This window comes from Sulfitobacter sp. 1A15299, from assembly GCF_043556915.1.
Classification (GTDB): Bacteria; Pseudomonadota; Alphaproteobacteria; order Rhodobacterales; family Rhodobacteraceae; genus Sulfitobacter.
Map to the genome: position 1 here is coordinate 78403 of NZ_JBIFFJ010000005.1, position 20807 is coordinate 99209.

A 20807-nucleotide genomic window follows, 5' to 3' on the forward strand; every position below is an offset into this window, starting at 1 on the left:
CGGACCCTCTCAGAAATCGTGTTTTCGAATGTTGCGCAGCATGGTCTGCAAGGTGGCGACGAAGGCCGCCTTCTCCTCGGGGCCGATGCCCTTGAACATCGCCTCATAGGCCTGCGCCATATGCGGCCAGAGCCGCGCATAGGCCTCGCGCCCCTGATCGGTCAGGTAGACCCGCGTGGCGCGGCTGTCATTGGCATCGGTCTCGCGCCGCACCAGCCCGTCGCGCACCAGCGCGTCGAGCGCGCGGCTCAGTGTCGATTGCTGCACCACGGCGTAGACCGCCAACTCGCGGATCAGAATGCCGTCGGTCACCGACAGCACCGCAAGCGAGCGCATCTGCGGCGTGGTCAGGCCAAGCGCGGCCATCTCCGCCGACAGGGCGGCATTGTACCGCCCCATGATCCGGTTCATCAGATAGGGCGCGAAGTTATCGAGCCCCATCCGATCCAGTGGCGCGTTCTCGGCCTCGGAAGGTGGTGTATCTGCCACCGATCAGTCCTTTGGCACCAAGGCCAACGCCCGAATGGGGCTGCCGGTGCCGTTCTTGATCTTCAAGGGCGCGGCGATCAGGATTGCCCCCTTGGGCGGCAGTTTGTCGAGGTTGGCCAGTGACGCCAGACCGAAACAATTGTTCTTGTGCAGCAGGTTATGCGCCGGATAGGGCGGCTCCATTCCGCCGGCCTGGCCCGCGTCCGTGCCGATGCACTGGGTGCCCCAGCCAACGATATTTTTGTCCATCAGATACTGGATCGCGTCCGGGGTCGGCCCGGGGCTGTGCGGCCCGGTGTCATCGGCGTTGAGAAAACGTGCCTCATCGTTCACGCGAGAATCCCAGTCGGTGCGCATGACGACCCATTCGCCTTCCTTGATCTCACCGTATTCCTCTTCCCATTCCTTGATGCCCTTGGCGTCGAGCAGGAAATCCGGGTCTTCCTGCGCCTGTTGAGAACAGTCGATCACGTTGACCGGCGCCACCAGCCGCCGCACGTCGAGCGTGTCGGTGAAGCCGTCGTCGAAATCCTTGCCGGTGATCCAGTGGTGCGGCGCGTCGAAATGCGTGCCCGAATGCTCGCCCAACACCATCCAGTTCCAGGCAAAGAAGGGGCCGTCTTCGTCATATTCGCTGATCTTGTGAATCTCGACCTTCGGCGTGGGCTTGGCGAAATCGGCAGGCAGTTGCAGGATCGGCGTATCCGGCCCCAAAACGCCCGAGCAATCGACAACCTCGACCCCGCCCGAGGCCAGCATCGCGCCGAAATCACGCATTAAATCCGTAGCACTCATTTCAATTAATCTCCCTCAAATGGCGCACCCACTCCCGATGCGTTCTCCCTGAAAAGATGCTAGTCACATTTATATGCGTTTGCAATTATCTTCTTCGAAAGCCTTGCCCAGAACGCAAAAGGCCCGCCGCAAATGCGACGGGCCTGCCCAGCCGGGGAGAGGTGGCTGAAGGGTTTAGGCGGCGTATTTCGCGACCGCCCCGCCCTGCTTGCTCCAATCGGCATACCATGTACGGAAAAGCTTATACTGCGCCTCAGCATAGCCGCGCTGGCTGTCTGTCAGCGCGTCGGTCTCATTAAAATGCAACGCATATTCCGCATGGCCTTCGAGCACCATCAGATACTTATAATAAAGCACGAGGTCCGGCCCCTCATCGAAGGAGGACAAAACACCGAGAGCCGCATCAAGCTCCTGCGCCCGCTGGCGTGCTTCGGCATCGCCCGCCGCCGCGGCTTGGCTGAGGGCAACCAGATGCAGCACTTCACGCGGCAGTACATTGCCGATCCCGGTGATCGCGCCGGTGGCGCCGCAATTAACAAAACCGTGGAAGACGGTGGTATCCACCCCAATCATCAGCGTGACCTCATCATCCCGGCTGGTGATATTCTCGGCCGCATAGCGCAGATCATCCGCGCCGCCGAACTCCTTGAAGCCAACGAGGTTGGAATGTTCGGCCCGCAGCGCAAAGAACAGATCGGCCCGAGTGGCGAAACCGTAATAGGGGCTGTTGTAGATCACGGCAGGAAGCTCGGGCGCCGCCGATAGAACCTTTTTGAAGTGATCCTTCTGCGCGGCAACAGAGGTGCCGCGCGACAGGATGCGGGGGATCAACATCAACCCCTTCGCGCCGACCCTTTGCGCATGCGCTGCATGTTCGGCGGCCAGCTTCGTATTCACGGCCCCCGTGCCCACAACCACCGGCACGCCCGCTTCGACTAGACGCTCGACGCCTTCCATCCGCTCTGCATCGGTCAACAGCGGCCAATCGCCCATGGAGCCACAGTAGACCACCGCGCTCATACCATCGGCGATGAGCTTTTTGCCCATGCGCACCAAAGCGTCGAAGTCAGGTTTCCGGTCTTTGGTACAGGGGGTCATCAGGGCCGGGATGCAGCCGGAAAAAATCGAAGGGGTCATGTATTTCTCCATCATAGAAACCGGCCGCGATACCGCCGGGGTTCGCCGCATATTAACTATTGTATTTTATTTGTCGACATAAAATCTATACAGCCCTCATGACGGCCTGAAAAACGCGCATCTATCAATGGTTACAAATCGATATGCTGGCGCCGATCCCGCGAAATCAACGCCTGAATTTGCCGCACGATCTGATCGGCATGGGTCGCGGCCAAAGAATCCGCTCGAGCGATGTCACGCGCCTCAATGGCGGCAATCAGATCCTCATGCTCCTGTACATACTCACTGGGTAGCTGATCGTCGAAGGACTGATAATACATCCGCAGCAACCGGCGACCCTCATCCAACAACCGCAGGCAGAGCGATTCGTAATAGGGGTTGCGCCCCGCCCGGGCGATCTCGGCATGGAACTCCCGGTTCGTGGCGATCATCGACAGCGCGTCCTGCGCCGACACAGCCTTGGCAAACTCCACCTGCCGCGCGCGAATATTGGCCATATCCGCCGGCGTATGAAACTGCGCCGCAAGACGCGTGGTGACACGGTACATCAAGGTCATCGCGTCAAAGAAAGTGTGCAGGTTCATAAAGTCGATATTCGACACGACAGTCGAACGGTTCGGCAGCGTGGTCACCAACCCCTCGCTCGCCAGCCGCACCAAAGCCTCGCGGATCGGCGTGCGCGACATCGACAGCCGCTCGGAAAGACGAATCTCGTCAATCGGACTGCCCGGCAACAGGGTCAGATCGAGTATCTCATCGCGCAGGATGGAATAGACAAATTGCGCCCCGGACCCGCGCTTGCGTTCCGCCGTTTTAGGTTTGCTGGTCATGCGGGGATGCCGCCCTTTCTATGTTCATGGCTCCCCCCGGATAAAGCAACAAATCCGCCGCCCTACAATAGCGCTGTCACCCCCCCGTGCGCGCCACCCCCTCATTTCATCCTTTCTGAAATACCTTCCGCACTCTCCCCAAGCGCCACCCCGCGCCAATCGCCCACCCGACCGCCGCAAAACATCGCCCAAAAATCGGGCACCGCCGCCGAAATATAAGGCGCAAATCCCACCAAAGGACTGAGCCAAAAAGGCTTTTCCAAAAACTGCAATCGCCGGATTGACAGCAAGAAAGTTGCAACCGCATACTCGACCAATCTGATATTGGTTCAAGAAAGCGGTCCATTGCCCATCCCCGACACCGGTCCCGACAAGGTTTTGCTCGAAGTGCGCGACTTCAGCCTGCGCTTTCGCGGCGCGCCGAGCGACCAGATCAATCATGTGAATTTCACGGTCCACCCGGGCAAGACCCTCTGCGTCGTCGGGGAAAGCGGCTGCGGGAAAAGCGTGACCTCGCTGGCGATGATGGGGCTGCTGCCGGCCGGTGCGGCGACCATCCGTTCGGGCGAGATGGTTTTCGAAGGCCAGAAGCTCGACCTTGCCGACCATACCGCCATGCGCAAACTGCGCGGCAGTCGGATGACGATGATTTTCCAAGAGCCGATGACCTCGCTCAACCCCGCCTTCCGCATTGGCGAGCAGATCACCGAAGCCGTGCGCGCGCATAGCGATGCCAGCAAATCCGAGGCCGAGGACAAGGCACTGGCGATCCTTAAACGGGTCGGCATTCCGGCGGCGGAAAAGCGAATGCGCGACTACCCGCATCAACTTTCCGGCGGCATGCGCCAGCGGGTGATGATCGCGATGGCCTTGGTCAACGACCCGGCGCTCTTGATTGCGGATGAACCGACGACCGCCCTCGACGTGACCATTCAGGCGCAGATCCTCGAATTGATCCGCGACCTTCAGGCCGAGACCGACATGGGCACAATCATGATCACCCATGACCTTGGCGTGGTGGCCGAAATCGCGGATACCGTGGCCGTTATGTACGCGGGCACCATTGTCGAAACCGGCCCCGCGGAACGCATTTTTAACGACCCACAGCATCCCTACACGATCGGCCTCATGTCCTCGATCCCGCAGCTGAGCGGTCCGCGGGGGCGGCTGGCGACCGTGCCGGGCATGGTGCCCACAACGCAGAACATGCCCGAGGGCTGCCGTTTTGCCACGCGCTGCCCCTTCGCCCAGCCCCTCTGCGCGCAGGAGCCGCCACTTGCACCGCTGGAGGGGGGCCATGCCGTGGCCTGCCATTTCGCCCCGCTGGAGACACATCTGGAGCAGACCGCATGAGTGACACGATCCTGACAGCGCGCGGGCTGAAGAAACACTTCAAAACCTCGGGCGGCGGATTGGCCAAAGGGGCCACGGTCAAGGCGGTCGATGACGTTTCCTTTGACGTGCGCCGGGGCGAGACCTTTGCCATCGTCGGCGAATCCGGTTGCGGCAAATCCACCCTCGCGCGGCTCCTGATGCGCTTGCTGACCCCGACCGAGGGCGACGTGCAGTTCGACGGCGCGGATGTGCGCAGCCTTTCTGGGCGCGATCTGACCGCCCTGCGCCGGGACATGCAGTTCATCTTTCAAGACCCTTTCTCATCGCTCAACCCGCGCATGAGCGTCGGCAAGCTGGTCGGCGAACCGCTTGAGACCCATTTCCCCCAGATGTCCGCCACCGAGCGGCGCGGCAAAGTGGCTGAACTGCTGGCCAAGGTCGGGCTGCGCCCCGAACATGCCGAACGCTACCCGCATGAATTCTCGGGCGGTCAGCGTCAGCGGATCGGGATCGCGCGGGCACTGGCCTCGGCTCCGAAACTGGTGATCGGGGATGAACCGGTCTCGGCCCTTGACGTTTCGGTGCAGGCGCAGGTGATTAACCTGCTTGGCGATCTGCGCGATGAATTGGGGCTCACATTGGTCATCATCGCCCACGACCTCGCCGTGATCCGCCATATGAGCGACCGCGTGGCGGTGATGTATCTGGGGCAAATTGTCGAACAGGGCGATGTTGACACGGTCTATAACCATCCGCGCCACCCCTATACCCGCGCGCTTTTGTCGGCCATTCCGGTGGTCGCCCATGGCGCGCGCACGCCGCAAACCGCGCTTGAGGGCGAAATGCCCAGCCCAGCGAACCCGCCCGCAGGTTGCCGCTTCCACACCCGCTGCCCCTTCGCCAAGGAACGCTGCGCGAGCGAGCCGCCCTTATTGCGCGAGACCCGCGCGGGCAAAGGCCATATCGCCGCCTGCCATTACTTCGAAGAGATCGCCGCCGCCACGCCGGACCTCGGCCTTGCCGATGCGCCCGAACGCGCCCCCGGGGCCGCCGCGCGCTTTGCGCTTTACCAAGATGCCATGCGGGACCGGACCACCCTCCGCCCCCGCCAAAACCAAGAATAACAGGCTGAACCAGACTCATTGAAACGACAGGAGAGTTCGACATGACACTGACCAAAATGACACTTGCCGCTGCATTGCTTGGGGCCACGACCCTCGGCGCGCAGGCGGCTGACCTGCGCATCGCGCTGCAATCGGACGCGGATGTGCTGGACCCCGACCAGTCGCGCACCTTCGTCGGCCGCATCGTCTATGCCTCGCTTTGCGACAAGCTGGTGGACATCACGCCAGATCTTGAAATCATCCCGCAGTTGGCGACCGAATGGTCCTTTTCCGAAGATGGCAAACAGCTGACCATGAAACTGCGCGACGATGCGGTCTTCCACGATGGCACGCCCTTCGATGCCGAGGCCGTGGCCGCCAACATCGACCGCAGCCAAAACATGGAAACGTCGCGCCGCAAGTCCGAGCTTTCCTCCATCACCGGCGTCGAAGTGCTGGGCAGCCATGAAATCCGCTTTGATCTCGCCGATGCCGATGCCACGCTGATGGCGCAATTCGCCGACCGCGCGGGCATGATGGTCTCACCCACCGCCGCCGAGGCTGCGGGCGATGACTTTGGCCTGAACCCGGTCTGCTCCGGCCCCTACCAGTTCAAAGAGCGTGTGGCCCAAGACCGCATCGTGCTTGAGAAATTCGCCGACTATTACGACGCCGAGGAATACCACTTCGACACCGTCACCTATCTGCCGATCCCCGATACCACCGTGCGTCTGGCGAACCTGCAATCAGGTGACATCGACATGCTGGAGCGTCTGGCTGCGACCGACCTTGCGCAGGCAGAAGGCGACGACAGCATCAATGTCGAAAGCGCCGTGTCGCTCGGCTATCAGGGCATCACGATCAACGTCGCCAATGGCGAAAAGGGCGACAACCCATGGGGCAACGACAAACGTCTGCGTCAGGCACTGAGCTATGCGATCGACCGCGAGGCGATCAATCAGGTCGTCTTCAACGGTGCCTTCGCCGCGGGCAACCAGCCCTTCCCGCCGAACTCCCCTTGGTACAGCACCGACTATCCCGTGCCTGAACGTGACGTGGAAAAGGCGAAGGAACTGCTGGCCGAAGCCGGTTTTGCCGATGGCATCGACCTTGAGGTGCAGGTGCCCAACACCACGATCCCGCTGCAACTGATGCAGGTCGTGCAATCCATGGCAGCCGAGGCGGGGATCAACATCTCGATCACCTCCAAGGAATTCGCGACGCTGCTGGCCGACCAATCGGCGGGTGACTATCAGGCAAGCCAGATCGGGTGGTCGGGCCGTGTGGACCCCGATGGCAACATCCACCAGTTCATGACCACCGAGGGCGGGATCAACGATTCCAAGTTCTCGAACCCGGAAGTGGATGCGCTGCTCGACAAGGCGCGCAAGTCCAACGACCAAGACGTGCGCCGCGAGAGCTATACCGCAGCGCGCGCCATCCTGAACGAAGAGATGCCGATCGTGTACCTCTACCACCAGACATGGATCTGGGCGCTGGATTCCGACATCACCGGTTTCACCCCCTATCCTGACGGCATGATCCGCCTTGCAGGCATGAAAAAAGAAGAAGGCTAACCCTTCTGCATCCGCACCGCCGGGCCGGTCCCGGCGGTGCCCCTCCCCTGAGCGAGACGTTTCAAAATGCTGTCCTTCATCCTGCGCCGTCTGGTGATCGCGATCCCGACGATCATCCTGATCTCGGTCTTTGTCTTCACCTTGCAAAAGCTGCTGCCGGGCGACCCGGTGCTGGCCATGGCCGGCGAAGAACGCGACCCGCAGGTGCTGGAATTCCTGCGCGAGAAATACCGTCTGAACGACCCGATCCCGGTGCAATATTTCACTTGGATCGGCAACGCGCTGACCGGTGACTTGGGCATTTCGCTGCGCACCAACCAGCCGGTGCTGGAACTGATCGGAGAGAAACTGCCCGTGACCATCCAACTGGCCACGATGGCGATGATCTTTGCCCTGCTGATCGGCGTGCCCGCGGGCATCTTCTCTGCCGTGAAGAAGGGCACCGTGACCGATTATGTGGCCAATGTGGTGGCGCTTTCGGGCCTGTCGATCCCGAACTTCTGGCTCGGCATCATGCTGATCCTGCTGGTCTCGGTGAAATGGAAGCTGCTGCCCGCCTCGGGCTATGTGCCGCTGAGCGAAGACCCCATCCGCTCCATCACCGTGATGATCATGCCCGCCTTCGTGCTGGGTACGGCGCTCGCTGCGACGCTGATGCGCCACACCCGGTCGGCCATGCTGAGCGTGCTCAGCAGCGACTACGTCCGCACCGCCCGCGCCAAGGGTCTGGTCGAACGGCGGGTGATCCTGAAACACGCCTTTCGCAACGCGCTGACGCCGATCGTGACCCTCACCGCCCTGCTGTTTGGTGAGTTGATCGCGGGCGCGGTGCTGACCGAACAGATTTTCACCATCCCCGGCTTTGGCAAGCTGGTGGTCGATGCCGTGTTCAACCGCGACTACGCCGTGGTCCAAGGCATCGTCCTCGTCACCGCCGTCGGATTCATCTTCATGAACCTGCTCGCCGATGTCGCCTATGTGCTGCTGAACCCCCGCCTGAGGAAGCAATAATGGCTCAACCCGCCACACCTATTACCATCGACGCGGAAAGCGCCGCCGATCCGGTCCTCTCTGCCCGCCCGGAAAACCGGGTTTGGAAGAAGTTCCGCACCCATCGCAGCGCCATGCTGGGCGGCGTGCTGGTGGTCTTCTTCTGCGCCATTGCGATTTTGGCGCCGCTGCTGCCCATCCCCGACCCCGCCGCCACAGATTGGGGCGCGGTGCGCAAAGGGCCTTCGGCGGCGCATTGGATGGGCACCGATGAGTTGGGCCGCGATGTGCTGAGCCGTCTGGTCTGGGGGGCGCAGGCCTCCCTGCTGGCCGGGGTCGTCTCGGTCGCCATCGCGCTTGGGCTCGGCGTGCCTTTGGGCATCGTTGCGGGCTATTTCGGAGGCTGGACCGACGCGGTGATCTCACGCTGCACCGAAGCATTGCTTGCGGCACCCTTCCTGATCCTCGCCATCGCCCTTGCCGCCTTCCTCGGGCCGAGCCTGACCAACGCGATGATCGCCATCGGCATCTCGGCCACGCCGATCTTCATCCGCCTGACCCGCGGTCAGGTGCTGAGCGTCGCCGCCGAGGATTACGTCGAAAGCGCCCGCGCCATTGGCCTGAGCACGCCGCGCATCCTGCGCCGCTATATCTTCCCCAACGTGCTGCCGCCCGTGTTGGTGCAGGCCACGCTGACCGTCGCCACCGCCATCATCGCCGAGGCGTCGCTCTCTTTCCTCGGCCTTGGCCAGCAGCCGCCTGCGCCCTCTTGGGGGTCGATGCTGAACACGGCGAAGAACTTCCTCAATCAGGCGCCTTGGATGGCGCTTTGGCCCGGCATCGCGATCTTCATGGTCGTGCTTGGCTTCAACCTTCTGGGCGACGGGCTGCGCGACGCGCTCGACCCACGCGAACACTGACCGGAGACGACATGACCCCCTTCACCACCCGCCCCGAGATCCGCGGCTCCTTTGGTGTCACCACCTCGACCCATTGGATCGCCTCGACCGTGGGGTTCGGCATCCTTGAAAAAGGCGGCAACGCCTTTGACGCCGCTGTCGCCGCGGGCTTTGTCCTGCAAGTGGTCGAGCCGCATTTGAACGGCCCGGCGGGCGACCTGCCGATCATCTTTCACGACGCGGAGAAACAGGCAACCAAAGTTGTCTGCGCCCAAGGGGTCAGCCCCGCCGCCGCCAAACTGGAGCATTTCGAGGGACTCGGGCTGAAACTGATCCCCGGTTCGGGTCTTTTGTCGACGGTGGTGCCCGGTGCGTTTGACGGCTGGATGCTGATGCTGCGCGATCATGGCACCATGGGTCTGCGCGAGGTGATGCAACCGGCGATCGACTATGCCCGCGACGGGCATCCGGTGCTGCCGCGCGTGTCGAACACCATCAAGGGGCTGGCCGAATATTTCGCCGCCGAATGGCCGAGTTCCGCCGCGGTCTGGACGCCCGGCGGCGCGGCGCCCGAGCCGAACGCCAATTTCAAGAACCCCGATCTGGCCGCGACCTATGAGCGTTTGGTCAGCGAGGCCGAAGCCAAAGGCGAAGACCGCAGCGCGCAGATCGAAGCGGCGCGGAAAATCTGGTCCGAAGGTTTCGTGGCCGATGCGATTTTCGACTACCTCGAAGACGCCTGCGTGCATGATGTGTCCGAGCAAAAGAACAGCGCCCTTCTGGCGCGCGAGGACATGGCCAAGTGGCAGGCCAGCTACGAAGACACGCTAACCTACGAATACCACGGCTGGACGGTGCATAAGACCCACGCATGGTCGCAAGGGCCGGTGTTCCTGCAGACCCTCGCCATCCTCAAACATTTCGATCTGGCCGCGATGGACCCGATGGGCGCCTCCTTTACCCATACGGTGATCGAGGCGATGAAACTCGCCTATGCCGACCGCGAGGCCTATTATGGCGACCCCGAACAGAGCATCATCCCGATGGAAGAACTGCTCTCGGATGCCTATAACGCGGAACGCGCGAAGCTGGTCAACGGCAAGGCATCGCTTGAGCAACGCCCCGGCGTGATCGCGGGGTTGGAGCATCTGGCCGAGCGCTATATCGAACGCGCGGCCCGTGATTTCGGCGTTCAGAACGCCGCCCCGCAAGAGCCAACGATGGCGCATTTGACCGAGAAACGCGGCGATACCGTGCATCTCGATGTGATTGACCGCTGGGGCAATATGGTCTCGGCCACGCCCTCGGGCGGGTGGTTGCAGAGCAATCCGGTGGTGCCGGGCTTGGGCTTTCCACTGAACTCCCGCGCGCAGATGTTCTGGCTTGAGCGGGGCCTGCCCACCTCCCTCGCCCCCGGACGGCGTCCGCGCACCACGCTGACCCCCTCTTTCGCCGAACATGCCGATGGGCGGCAGCTGGTCTTTGGCACGCCGGGTGGCGACCAGCAGGACCAATGGCAGTTGATCTGGTTCCTGCGTTTCGTGCACCACGGCCTCGACCTGCAAGAGGGGATGGACGCGCCGCTGTTCCACACGCTGCACTTCCAAAGCAGTTTCTTCCCCCGCCAAGCCCTGCCGGGCGAGATGATGATCGAGCCCAATGTCGGCCCTGCGGTGATCGACGCGCTGCGCGCCCGGGGGCATATCGTCACCGTGGCCGAGCCGTGGTCGGTGGGGCGGATGACCGCCGCGCTGCGCAATCCCGATGGCAGCCTTCACGCCGCCGCGACCCCCCGCCTGATGCAGGCCTATGCCGTAGGACGCTGACCCATGACCTATTCCATCATCGCCCGTGACCCCGACAGCCAAGAGATCGGCATCGCCGTGGCCAGCCGCTTTTTCGCCTGCGGTGCCGCCGTGCCCTACATCGGGCGGCGCGTCGCCGTGGCCACGCAGGCTTTCGTCAACCCGCTCTGGGGGACCGAAGGCCGGCGCATGTTGGAAAGCGGGGAGCGGGCCGAAGCACTGCTGAAGGAATTCGCCGCCCGCGACGCGGGGCGGGACATTCGCCAGTGCCACATGCTCGACGCCCAAGGGAATTTCGCCGCACATACCGGCGCGGGCTGTGTCGATTGGGCCGGGCACCGTGTGGGGACCATGCACTCCGTCGCGGGCAATATGCTGACCGGGCCGGAGGTGGTGGAGGCCACGTTCGAGACCTACGCCGCGCGCCATGATCTGCCGATGGCCGAACGCCTGCTCGCTGCCATGCGCGCGGGCGAAGAGGCGGGCGGCGACATGCGCGGGCGGCAAGCGGCGGGGCTGGTGATCCACCGCGGTCAAGACCACGCCTATCTCGACCTTCGCGTCGACGACCATGGCGACCCGCTGAGTGAGCTTGACCGGCTGCTCGAGGTCGCCGGAGAGCGCTATCTCCATGTGGCCGAAGCGATGCCGAGCCTCGACAATTTTTCGGGCACCTCCGACCGCGGGCCGATTGATGCGGCGATCACCCGCGCCGAAGAGGCCCGCAAGGCGGCGGGCAAGCCCAGCCGGTCGCTGGCGACAGATTCAGAGACAAAGAAAGAGTAACCATATGAACGCGCTCGATTTCGGCCAGCTTCTGCCCCTTCTTGCCATTGCGGTATCCGCCGGTGTCTTTGGCGGCATCCTTGCGGGGCTGCTTGGTGTTGGCGGCGGTATCGTGATTGTGCCCGCGCTTTATCTCGCGCTGTCGACGGCGGGGATGGATCCGGCGATCACCATGCAGGTGGCGGTGGGCACCTCGCTTGCGACAATCGTCTTTACCTCGCTGTCCTCGGGCTATGGTCACTTCAAACGCGGCGCGATTGATATGGACCTGTTGAAACTCTGGGCGCCGTCGCTGTTGATCGGCGTCGTGATCGGTGCGCTTCTGGGGGGCTATGTTTCGGGGCTGATCCTTGTTGGCGTCTTTGCCACCGTGGCCGCCATCGTCGCGCTCGACATGATCTTCCGCAAGACCAAAAATGACCCCACACCGCGCGGCTTTGCCAAACCGATCTGGGCGATCTTGGGCGTCGTCACCGGCGGGCTGTCGGCGATGATGGGCATCGGGGGCGGCACCATTGGGGTGCCGCTGTTGAACTTTCTGGGCTATGACATCCGCCGCGCCGTGGGCACCTCTGCCGCGATCGGTTTCATTATTGGCCTGCCGGGTGCGGTGGTCTATGCGCTTACGGGCCTCGGCGCCGAGGGGCTGCCGCCCTTCTCGCTTGGCTATGTGAACCTCGCGGCGGCGGCCATCATCATTCCGCTCACTTCCAGCTTTGCCCATGTGGGTGTGAAACTGGCCCATAGCATCCCGCGCCGGGCGCTTCGGTTTGCCTTTGGAATTTTCCTGATGATAACCTCTCTGCGTATGTTCATTGATTTATTTGAAGCGTTTTCCAACTCATGACACAGCCCCCCCAGTCCGCCCCAAGTGAAGATGAATTGGCCGAGCGGCTGCGCGGAGCGATCCGCCAAGGGGACATCCTGAACGACGGGCGGATGCCGCCCGAACGGGCGTTGGCCGAGCATTTCGGCGTGAGCCGGGCGCGGCTGCGGCTGGCGCTTGGCCTTTTGCAAGAGGACGGCACGATCTACCGCCGCCACGGCCAAGGCACTTTCGCCACACCGCCCCCCGCGACCAATGCCGACAGCCTGCGCCACCTCGCACGGCAGGTCACCCCAAGCGACGTGATGGAAGTGCGGCTTGAGGTCGAACCGGCCCTTGCCGCCCTCGCCGCCGACCGCGCCCGCCCGCAAGAGATCGAGCGGCTGGACCAGTTGATGCGCGCCACGCTGAACCTCAGTGATCCCGACGCCTATGAAGCGGCGGACGACATGTTCCACTACAAGATCGCCGAGATGGCGCGAAATCCGCTGTTCCTTACGGTCTACGAGTCCATCCGCGCGGTGCGCCGCGAAGTGGCATGGACCTCGCGCCGCCGCACCTATCACGCCCCCGAAACGCTGCAGGTTCTGGGCGAGCAGCACATGACCCTGATCGACGCCATCGCCCGGCGCGACACGCTCGGCGCTGCCGCCGCGATGGAGCAGCATCTGCTGACCGTTTCCAAGACCCTGCTGCGCGACCGGGTGCGCAAGATCGAACTCGATCTCTGAAGCCGCCGTTTCGACGGGTTAAATCACGCGCGGGCCGTCACCGCCTTCTGGCCGGATATGTTACAGCATTGTGACAAATTCCTCTGCCCACGCGCCGGAACAGCTTGCAAACGAAACTGTTCGATGTTCGTATCTGCGCATTATTGTATTTCGCGCCAGATGCGCGGATTCTCAGGGAGGAGAACGCAATGTCTCATAAATACCTATTCGCCGCAGGTCTTACCGCGGCCTTCACACTGACGGGCAGCCTTGCCTTCGCGCAAGAGGATTGCGAGCGCGGCGCCTTGGATAAAATGTTCTGCGACGCGGATGGCGATCTTGTCGCCGATGCGCCGACCGATCCCGATATGCTGAAAGACCCGTCGACACTGGTTTTCGCCTATACCCCCGTCGAAGACCCCGCGATCTACGAGGACATCTGGACCCCCTTCATCGAGCATCTTGAGGATGTGACCGGCAAGGACGTGCAGTTCTTCGCCGTGCAGTCGAACTCCGCCGAGGTCGAGGCGATGCGCTCGGGCCGCCTGCATATCGCCGGTTTCTCCACCGGTCCCACGCCCTTCGCCGTGAACCTCGCGGGGGTCGAGCCCTTTGCCATCATGGGCGCGGATGACGGCCAGTTCGGCTACAAGCTGCAGGTCTACACGCAGGCCGACAGCGACATCAAGGAGATGAAGGATCTCGCCGGCAAGCGGATCGCGCATACCTCGCCCACCTCCAACTCCGGCAACCAGGCGCCGCGCGCGCTGTTCCCCGATCTCGGCGTGGTGCCGGATCAGGACTACGAAGTGACCTATTCGGGCAGCCACGACCAATCCATGCTGGGCGTCGTCGCGGGCGACTATGACGCGGCCCCGGTGGCCTCCGAAGTGGTCGACCGCATGGCCGAGCGCGGTCTTTACGACCCCGAGGACGTGCGCATCGTCTGGGAAAGCGATCCCTTCCCGACAACCTCCTACGGCGTGGCCCATGACCTCGCGCCCGAACTGAAGGAAAAGATCAAGGAAGCCTTCTTCTCCTTCGACTTTGAAGGCACTGCTTTGGGCGAGGAATTCGCCGGCGTGAGCAAGTTCATCCCGATCACCTACAAAGACCAGTGGGCGGTGATCCGTCAAATTCAGAAGGCGAACGGTGTCGAGTACACGCCGCAGGGCCTCGCGGCTGAATAATCGTGCAACACCGGGGGCCGGCGCTGACGCCGGCCCCACGTTCAAGGTACAATACATGCTGAAAATTTCCGACCTCGTGAAACGCTATGGCAGCGGTGATCCGGTGCTGAAGAACCTCGACCTGACCATCGAGGGCGAAAGCGTCGTTTCGATCATCGGTTCCTCCGGCGCGGGTAAATCGACGCTGCTGCGCTGCATCAACCGACTGGTGGAGCCGACCTCGGGGTCGATCATGCTCAACGGCACCGAACTCACCAACCTGCGGGGCCGCAACCTGCGCGCCGCGCGGCGCAAGATTGGCATGGTGTTTCAGGGCTTCAACCTCGTCGACCGTCTCACGGTGATGGAGAACGTGCAATCGGGTCGCCTCGGCTATATCTCGACATGGGCCGCCGTGACCCGCCGCTATCCCAAGGCCGACATCCGCCGCGCCTATGAGCTGATGGAGCGCGTCGGCATCGCGCAATATGCCAACACCCGCGCCGACCAGCTTTCGGGCGGCGAACGCCAGCGCGTCGGCGTGGTCCGCGCCCTGATGCAGGACCCCGACATCCTGCTGGCCGACGAGCCGACCGCCTCGCTCGACCCCAAGACCTCGGAGCAGATCATGGGGCTTCTGCGTGATCTGGCCGGTGAGCTGAAACTGCCGGTGCTGATCAACATCCACAACGTGACCGAGGCCAAAGAATACACCGACCGTATCGTCGGCATGCGCTATGGCCGGATCATCTTTGACGACGAACCCGCCAAGCTCGACCAAGCGGCGATGGACCAGATTTACGCGGGCAGCCCCCATGCGGACCGCGCCAAAGATGGGGCTGCGGCATGAGCGCGCCACGGGACAGTTGGAAAAAGCCGCCCTTCATCGCCAACCCGGTGCTGCGGTGGGCGGTGATCTTGGGCGCGGTGGCCTATTTCGGCTGGGTCGGTCTGACCATGCCGATTGACTGGAACCGCGTGGCCGAAGGGCTGGGCCGCGCCGGGCGCATTTTCGGCGGCGCCTTCCCGCCCAGTTTCGAACGCTCGAGCCTGTTGATCGACGGCTTTCTTGAGAGCCTCAAAATCGCCATCCTCGCCACCGCGGGCGGCGTGCTTTTGTCGATCCCGATCGCCTTTATGTCCGCGCGCAACGTGGCGCCGAAGCCGATCTTCTACCTCGGCCGCGCCATCATCATCGTGGCGCGCAGCTTTCACCCGGTCATCGTCGCCATCCTCTTCGTCAAGGCCGTGGGTTTCGGCCCCTTCGCAGGCGTGCTGACGCTGATCGTCTATTCCATCGGCTTCGTCGCCAAGATGCTGGCCGAACGGATCGAGGAGATCGACTTCGGCCAGGTCGAAGCGATGCGTGCCGCCGGTGCGCCCTACTTCTCGACCCTGATCTACGCGATCTTTCCCCAGATCATGCCGCGCCAGATCGGCCTCACGATCTACCAGCTCGACAGCAACCTGCGGGCCTCGGCGGTGGTGGGCATCGTCGGCGCGGGCGGCATCGGCGCGACGCTCGCCAATGCCTTCGGCCGCTATGACTACGACTTCGCGCTGGCCATCACCATGGTCATCGTCGGTGTCATCCTCCTCTCCGAAGCCGTCAGCGGCGTGATCAGAAAGCGCATCCAATGACGACGATTGCAGAGAAATTCGGCCGCGACGACTGGACCCGTTTCACCCTGCGCCAGCGCTTGACGCGCTACGGCGTGCTTCTTGGCTGCGCGCTCACCATCGCCTGGGCGCTCACTTCGATCGAGGTCATCTGGGCCTGGGTCTGGGGCGCGCCCGAGCAGATCGGCGACCTCTTCGGCCGCATGTATCCGCCCGACCCCAGCAACCTCGAGACCATCCTGAAAGTGCTTTGGGATACGGTGAACATCGCCACTTTCGCCACCACCTTCGCGGTGCTGATGTCGCTGCCGGTGGCCTATATCGCGGCGCAGAACACAACGCCCAACCGGGCCACGCTCTGGCTCGGGCGGCTGATCCTCGTGACCTCGCGGTCGGTGAACACGATCATCTGGGCGCTGCTCTTCGTGGCGATCTTCGGCCCCGGCGTGGTGGCGGGCATCCTCGCGATCATGTTCCGCTCCATCGGCTTCATTGGCAAGCTTCTGGGGGAGGCAATCGAGGAGATCGACCGCCGCCCCGTCGAGGCACTCGAGGCCACCGGCGCCTCGCGGTTCAAGGTCATCGCCTATGCCATCGTGCCGCAGGTGATGCCGACCTTCTGGGCGGTCTCGATCCTGCGGTGGGACATCAACCTGCGCGAATCCACCGTTCTGGGCCTCGTCGGCGCAGGCGGCATCGGGATCATCCTGCAGGGCGCGATCGACACCTTCAACTGGCCCGAGGTCGCCACGATCCTCATCGCGATCATCGTTCTGGTGATCATCGGCGAGGTGATCTCGGCCTTCCTGCGCCGCCGCATCCTGTGAGTGTCGCCATAGATCCCGCGCAGGCGCTGGCCGAATACCAGCGCCTGCGCCCCCGCCTGCCGGCTTGCGACAAGTTCGGCCATGGGGCACAGGCCGCCCGTTTCCTCGATATCGTCGCGCCCTATGAGTTGATCCTGTTCGACGCCTACGGCGTGCTGAACGTCGGCGAAACCGCGATCAAGGGGGCCGCGCAGACCATCGCGGCCCTGCGCGAGATGGGCAAATCGGTCATGGTCGTCAGCAATTCCGCCGCCTATCCCAAGGCGCATATGATGGACCGCTACGCGCGACTTGGATTTGACTTCGCAGCCGACGAGGTGGTCACCAGCCGCGAGGCGCTGTTGCACCGCGTCGCGGAAGAACCTCCGCGCCGCTGGGGCGTGATGCTGAACCCCGACAAGGACATGGGAGAGATCGCCGATCTCGGCGCGACCCCTCTGACGGATGATCCGACAGTCTATGACCGGGCCGAAGGGTTCCTCCTGGTCGGGGCGGATGGGTGGACAGAGGCGCGGCAAGCCCTGCTGGAGGCCAGTCTGAAACGCCAGCCCCGGCCCGTCTTCGTCGGCAACCCCGATCTTGTCGCCCCGCGTGAGGATGGTCTATCGCTCGAACCCGGCTGGTTCGCGCATCGCCTGATCGACGCGACCGGCGTGGCGGTGCATTTCTGCGGCAAGCCCTTTCCCGATATCTTCGACTTGGCCCTCGCGCGGGCAAAGCCCGTCGATCCGGCGCGCGTGCTGATGGTTGGCGACACGCTGCACACGGATATCCTCGGCGGGGCGCAGGCGGGTTTCGCCACGGCACTGGTCACCAGCCACGGCTCCCTCTTGGGGTTGGAGGTCGGCGCAGCGATCCAAGGCTCAGGCATCGCGCCCGATCATATCGTCACGGGAATTTAGCGGCGCTTTACTGTGGATTCATTGTCCACAAAGCGCCCCTTCCCCATTGCCATTCTGAACGTCCACCGCTAGCAGTTTTCATGACCTTGTTAATAAGATCGCTGGAGGATACAAAATGTTCAAAATCACCAAGCCCACGGCAATTTTCGCCACTGTGGCCGCGCTCACCGGAGGAGCCCTGAGCGCGGAGACCGAAGTCAAGATCGGCTATGCCCTTGCTCCCGACAGCCATTACGGCGTCGCGGCGCAGAAGTGGGAAGAGGTGGTCGAGGCCGAGACGGATGGCAAGTTCAGCTTCCGCCATTTCCCCTCCTCGGGCTTGGGCGGTGAGCGCGAGGTCGTCGAAGGCCTGCAACTGGGCACAGTCGAGGCGACCATCGTCTCCACCGGCACGCTGAGCAACTTTGTCCCCGCCACCGGCGTGACCGACATCCCCTTCCTGTTCCGCAGCCTTGACCACGCGCGCCGCGTGCTCGACGGGCCGATCGGTCAGGACATCTTGGCCGAGTTCGACGGCGCGGGCCTGGTGGCCTTGGCCTGGGGCGAACAGGGTTTCCGCCACATCACCAACAACCGCAACGCCATCGAAACACCCGAAGACATCGCGGGCATGAAGCTGCGCACCATGGAAAACCCGGTGCACCTCGAAGCCTTCAACGCCGCTGGCGCCGCCCCCACCCCGATGGCCTGGCCCGAGGTGATCAGCTCGCTCCAGCAGGGCACCATCGACGGGCAGGAAAACCCGCTGTCGGTGATCGTTTCGGTCAAGCTCGACGAGGTGCAGAAGTACCTGACGCTTTCGGGCCACGTCTATTCGCCCGCCATGCTGCTGGTCTCCAAACCCTTCTGGGAAGGTCTATCGGATGAGGACAAGGCCGCCTTCGAGAAAGGCGCGACCGAGGCTGTCACAGCGATGCGCGCCTTTGTCGATGACGTAGAGCAAAGCGGTGTCGAGACGCTGAAAGAGCGCGGCATGGAAGTGAACGAGCTGAGCGAAGACCAGAAGGCCGCCTTCCGCGCCTCCATCGAAAGCGCTTATGAGGGTTACTACGAGACCTACGGCAAAGAGCTGATCGACCAGATCGCCGCGACCGAGTAAGCGCCGCGACGTAAAGACGGACGGCCGGGAGCAGCGCTTCCGGCCGTTTTGCACGGGAGGGAAACCATGCGCAGATTGGAACAGCTATTCGTCAAGGTGAACGCCGCCGTGGTGATCGCCTGTTTGACGGGGATGGTCTTGGTCGTAGGGGCCAATGTCGCCCTGCGGTTCAGCACCAACCATTCGCTGTCGTGGTCCGATGAATCCGCCCGTTACCTGATGATTTGGATGGCCTTTCTGGGGGCTGGCCTTGCCCTGCGGCAGGGCGGCCATGTGGCCATCACCAATCTGCATGATGTGATGAACACCCGAATGCAACGCATTCTGCGCGGGGTCATCGTTTTGATTTTGCTGTTCTTCTTTGCCTTCATGGTCAAAGTCGGCTGGGACTATATGCAGCGCGCGCAGTATCAGATGACCCCGGCGATGCGCCTGTCGTTCCGCTATGTCTATGCTGCCATGCCGGTCGGGTTCACGCTGTTGATCGTACATCTGTTGCTGATCGCGCGGCCCTTCATCATGGCCGGCCACTATCACCAGCCCGAAGGTCAGACCGAAAACATGCCGGGAGCTGCCAATGGCTGAGATCCTCTTTATCTCGCTTTTCGTGCTCATGCTGCTGGGGCTGCCCGTCGCCTTTGCCATGGCCATTTCCGTCTTCGCGGCCATCGGTTTGGGTAGTTCCTACCCGCAGATCGTGGTGGTGAAAGAGATGTTCTCTGGCCTCGACAGTTTCCCGCTGCTGGCCGTGCCCTTCTTCATCCTCGCCGCCGAAATCATGACCGGCGGGGCGATCACCCACACGCTTTTGCGCTTTGCCGCACAGTTCGTGGGCCATCTGCGCGGGGGGTTGGGCTATGCCAATGTGATCTCTTCGACGATGTTCGCAGGCATCTCCGGCTCGGCGCTGGCCGATGCGGCGGGGCCGGGGGCGATGATGATCCGCATGATGGAGAAAGGCGGCTATGACCGCTCCTACGCCGGGGCGCTGACAATTTCTTCGGCAGTGGTGGGGCCGATCATCCCGCCGTCGATCGTGATGATCATCTACGCTTTGCAGGATCAGGAAGTCTCGGTCGGATCGCTGTTCATGGCAGGTGTCATCCCGGGGCTGTTGCTTGCCGCAGGGAGCCTTGCCGCCAATGGTTGGGTCAGTTGGAAACGCGATTACCGCAGCGATGAGGCCCGGCCCGACCGGGCGCAGATGTGGCGCAACAGCCTGATGGCGCTGCCCGCGCTTGGGCTGATCGTGCTGATCGTTGGCGGCATCCGGGGGGGCATTTTCACCCCGACCGAAGCGTCGGTCATCGCGGTGTTCTATGCGCTGTTTTGCGGGTTCTTCGTCTACCGCGCCCTGCGCCTGCGCGATCTGCCGGGGCTGATCCTGCGCGCGGCACTGATCTCATCCGCGGTGCTGCTGATCCTTGGGGCCGCGCGGGCCTTTGCATGGGTCTTGGTGATCGAAGGCGTGCCGCAGTTTCTGGCCGAGACGATCATCGCCTGGGAGCTTTCGCCGATCCTGTTTCTCTTGGCGGTGAACGTGCTGCTGCTGCTCTTTGGTCTGTTCATGGATCCGCTGCCGGGGGTGATGATCCTCGTGCCGATCCTCGCGCCGATCAGCCACGCGCTCGGCATCGCGCCGGATCATTTCGCTATCGTGGTGATCGTGAACCTGACGCTGGGGCTGACCACGCCGCCGGTGGGGAGCCTGATCTTCGTGGTCTCCTCGGCGGTGAACCTGAAGCCCGCTGCCTTAATCCGTGAGATGCCGCCGTTCTTTTTGGCGAATTTCGTCGTGTTGATGTTGCTGACGTTTGTGCCAGCAATTTCGACATGGCTGCCAAAGGTCAGCGGTTTTTAGCAATTTACCGCCCGGCATCAGACCGGGCGGCGCCGCGCTGAGCTTGT

22 protein-coding genes are annotated in these 20807 nt (G+C 62.9%); 17 read left to right on the top strand and 5 right to left on the bottom strand.

All coding sequences use genetic code 11. From position 1 onward, the window contains the following. Positions 1-9: 9 nt before the first annotated feature. From ACGYK7_RS08640 to ACGYK7_RS08660, 5 genes are all read right to left on the bottom strand, one after another. Positions 10-489 carry a MarR family winged helix-turn-helix transcriptional regulator gene (locus tag ACGYK7_RS08640; RefSeq protein WP_394401052.1) on the bottom strand — a complete coding sequence of 160 codons (480 nt, stop codon included), beginning with the start codon at positions 487-489 and terminating at the stop codon, positions 10-12. Between the two features lie 3 nt (positions 490-492). After that, complete coding sequence (locus ACGYK7_RS08645) at positions 493-1266, bottom strand: cyclase family protein (protein ID WP_394401055.1); 774 nt, start codon at positions 1264-1266, stop codon at positions 493-495. Positions 1267-1458: 192 nt separating this feature from the next. After that, positions 1459-2421 carry a dihydrodipicolinate synthase family protein gene (locus tag ACGYK7_RS08650; protein WP_394401058.1) on the bottom strand — a complete coding sequence of 321 codons (963 nt, stop codon included), beginning with the start codon at positions 2419-2421 and terminating at the stop codon, positions 1459-1461. Between the two features lie 131 nt (positions 2422-2552). Next, the gene (locus tag ACGYK7_RS08655) at positions 2553-3251 is read right to left on the bottom strand and encodes a GntR family transcriptional regulator (RefSeq protein ID WP_394401061.1); all 699 of its coding nucleotides are present in this window, start codon (positions 3249-3251) and stop codon (positions 2553-2555) included. A gap of 101 nt (positions 3252-3352) precedes the next feature. Then, a complete protein-coding gene (locus tag ACGYK7_RS08660; protein WP_394401064.1) occupies positions 3353-3568 on the bottom strand; it encodes a hypothetical protein in 216 nt (71 codons plus the stop codon). A gap of 28 nt (positions 3569-3596) precedes the next feature. Between ACGYK7_RS08660 and ACGYK7_RS08665 the strand changes: the two genes are divergently transcribed. The 17 genes from ACGYK7_RS08665 (at position 3597) to ACGYK7_RS08745 (ending at position 20760) form a co-directional block, all read left to right on the top strand. After that, positions 3597-4604: an ABC transporter ATP-binding protein gene (locus tag ACGYK7_RS08665; protein ID WP_394401066.1), complete on the top strand. Its 1008-nt coding sequence runs from the start codon at positions 3597-3599 to the stop codon at positions 4602-4604. After that, positions 4601-5710 carry an ABC transporter ATP-binding protein gene (locus tag ACGYK7_RS08670; RefSeq protein ID WP_394401068.1) on the top strand — a complete coding sequence of 370 codons (1110 nt, stop codon included), beginning with the start codon at positions 4601-4603 and terminating at the stop codon, positions 5708-5710. The genes ACGYK7_RS08665 and ACGYK7_RS08670 overlap by 4 nt, the downstream gene beginning before the upstream one ends. Before the next feature lie 41 nt (positions 5711-5751). Then, positions 5752-7266 carry an ABC transporter substrate-binding protein gene (locus ACGYK7_RS08675; RefSeq protein ID WP_394401071.1) on the top strand — a complete coding sequence of 505 codons (1515 nt, stop codon included), beginning with the start codon at positions 5752-5754 and terminating at the stop codon, positions 7264-7266. 66 nt (positions 7267-7332) lie between these two features. Continuing rightward, the gene (locus ACGYK7_RS08680) at positions 7333-8277 is read left to right on the top strand and encodes an ABC transporter permease (protein WP_067264018.1); all 945 of its coding nucleotides are present in this window, start codon (positions 7333-7335) and stop codon (positions 8275-8277) included. Continuing rightward, the gene (locus tag ACGYK7_RS08685) at positions 8277-9176 is read left to right on the top strand and encodes an ABC transporter permease (RefSeq protein WP_394401074.1); all 900 of its coding nucleotides are present in this window, start codon (positions 8277-8279) and stop codon (positions 9174-9176) included. Before ACGYK7_RS08680 ends, ACGYK7_RS08685 begins: the two co-directional genes overlap by 1 nt. 11 nt (positions 9177-9187) lie before the next feature. After that, positions 9188-10981, top strand: coding sequence for a gamma-glutamyltransferase family protein (locus tag ACGYK7_RS08690; RefSeq protein WP_394401076.1), 1794 nt, complete (start codon positions 9188-9190; stop codon positions 10979-10981). Positions 10982-10984: 3 nt separating this feature from the next. Then, complete coding sequence (locus ACGYK7_RS08695; RefSeq protein ID WP_394401079.1) at positions 10985-11746, top strand: DUF1028 domain-containing protein; 762 nt, start codon at positions 10985-10987, stop codon at positions 11744-11746. 4 nt (positions 11747-11750) lie between these two features. Continuing rightward, on the top strand, positions 11751-12593 hold the full coding sequence (locus tag ACGYK7_RS08700; RefSeq protein WP_394401081.1) for a sulfite exporter TauE/SafE family protein: 843 nt from the start codon (positions 11751-11753) through the stop codon (positions 12591-12593). Beyond that, the gene (locus ACGYK7_RS08705) at positions 12590-13303 is read left to right on the top strand and encodes a FadR/GntR family transcriptional regulator (RefSeq protein WP_394401083.1); all 714 of its coding nucleotides are present in this window, start codon (positions 12590-12592) and stop codon (positions 13301-13303) included. Before ACGYK7_RS08700 ends, ACGYK7_RS08705 begins: the two co-directional genes overlap by 4 nt. A 188-nt stretch (positions 13304-13491) precedes the next feature. Beyond that, on the top strand, positions 13492-14472 hold the full coding sequence (gene phnD, locus ACGYK7_RS08710) for a phosphate/phosphite/phosphonate ABC transporter substrate-binding protein (protein WP_394401086.1): 981 nt from the start codon (positions 13492-13494) through the stop codon (positions 14470-14472). Positions 14473-14527: 55 nt separating this feature from the next. Then, positions 14528-15301, top strand: coding sequence for a phosphonate ABC transporter ATP-binding protein (gene phnC, locus ACGYK7_RS08715; RefSeq protein WP_394401089.1), 774 nt, complete (start codon positions 14528-14530; stop codon positions 15299-15301). Continuing rightward, positions 15298-16092 carry a phosphonate ABC transporter, permease protein PhnE gene (gene phnE, locus ACGYK7_RS08720; RefSeq protein ID WP_394401091.1) on the top strand — a complete coding sequence of 265 codons (795 nt, stop codon included), beginning with the start codon at positions 15298-15300 and terminating at the stop codon, positions 16090-16092. The genes phnC and phnE (ACGYK7_RS08720) overlap by 4 nt, the downstream gene beginning before the upstream one ends. Next, positions 16089-16898 carry a phosphonate ABC transporter, permease protein PhnE gene (gene phnE, locus ACGYK7_RS08725; RefSeq protein ID WP_394401093.1) on the top strand — a complete coding sequence of 270 codons (810 nt, stop codon included), beginning with the start codon at positions 16089-16091 and terminating at the stop codon, positions 16896-16898. The genes phnE (ACGYK7_RS08720) and phnE (ACGYK7_RS08725) overlap by 4 nt, the downstream gene beginning before the upstream one ends. Next, a complete protein-coding gene (locus ACGYK7_RS08730; protein ID WP_394401095.1) occupies positions 16895-17800 on the top strand; it encodes an HAD-IIA family hydrolase in 906 nt (301 codons plus the stop codon). Before phnE (ACGYK7_RS08725) ends, ACGYK7_RS08730 begins: the two co-directional genes overlap by 4 nt. A gap of 115 nt (positions 17801-17915) precedes the next feature. Continuing rightward, positions 17916-18899 (top strand): TRAP transporter substrate-binding protein, encoded by a 984-nt coding sequence (locus tag ACGYK7_RS08735; protein ID WP_394401097.1) that lies wholly within the window; start codon positions 17916-17918, stop codon positions 18897-18899. A gap of 66 nt (positions 18900-18965) precedes the next feature. Then, positions 18966-19484 (top strand): TRAP transporter small permease, encoded by a 519-nt coding sequence (locus tag ACGYK7_RS08740; RefSeq protein ID WP_394401099.1) that lies wholly within the window; start codon positions 18966-18968, stop codon positions 19482-19484. Continuing rightward, positions 19477-20760 carry a TRAP transporter large permease gene (locus ACGYK7_RS08745; RefSeq protein ID WP_394401101.1) on the top strand — a complete coding sequence of 428 codons (1284 nt, stop codon included), beginning with the start codon at positions 19477-19479 and terminating at the stop codon, positions 20758-20760. The genes ACGYK7_RS08740 and ACGYK7_RS08745 overlap by 8 nt, the downstream gene beginning before the upstream one ends. Positions 20761-20807: the final 47 nt, after the last annotated feature.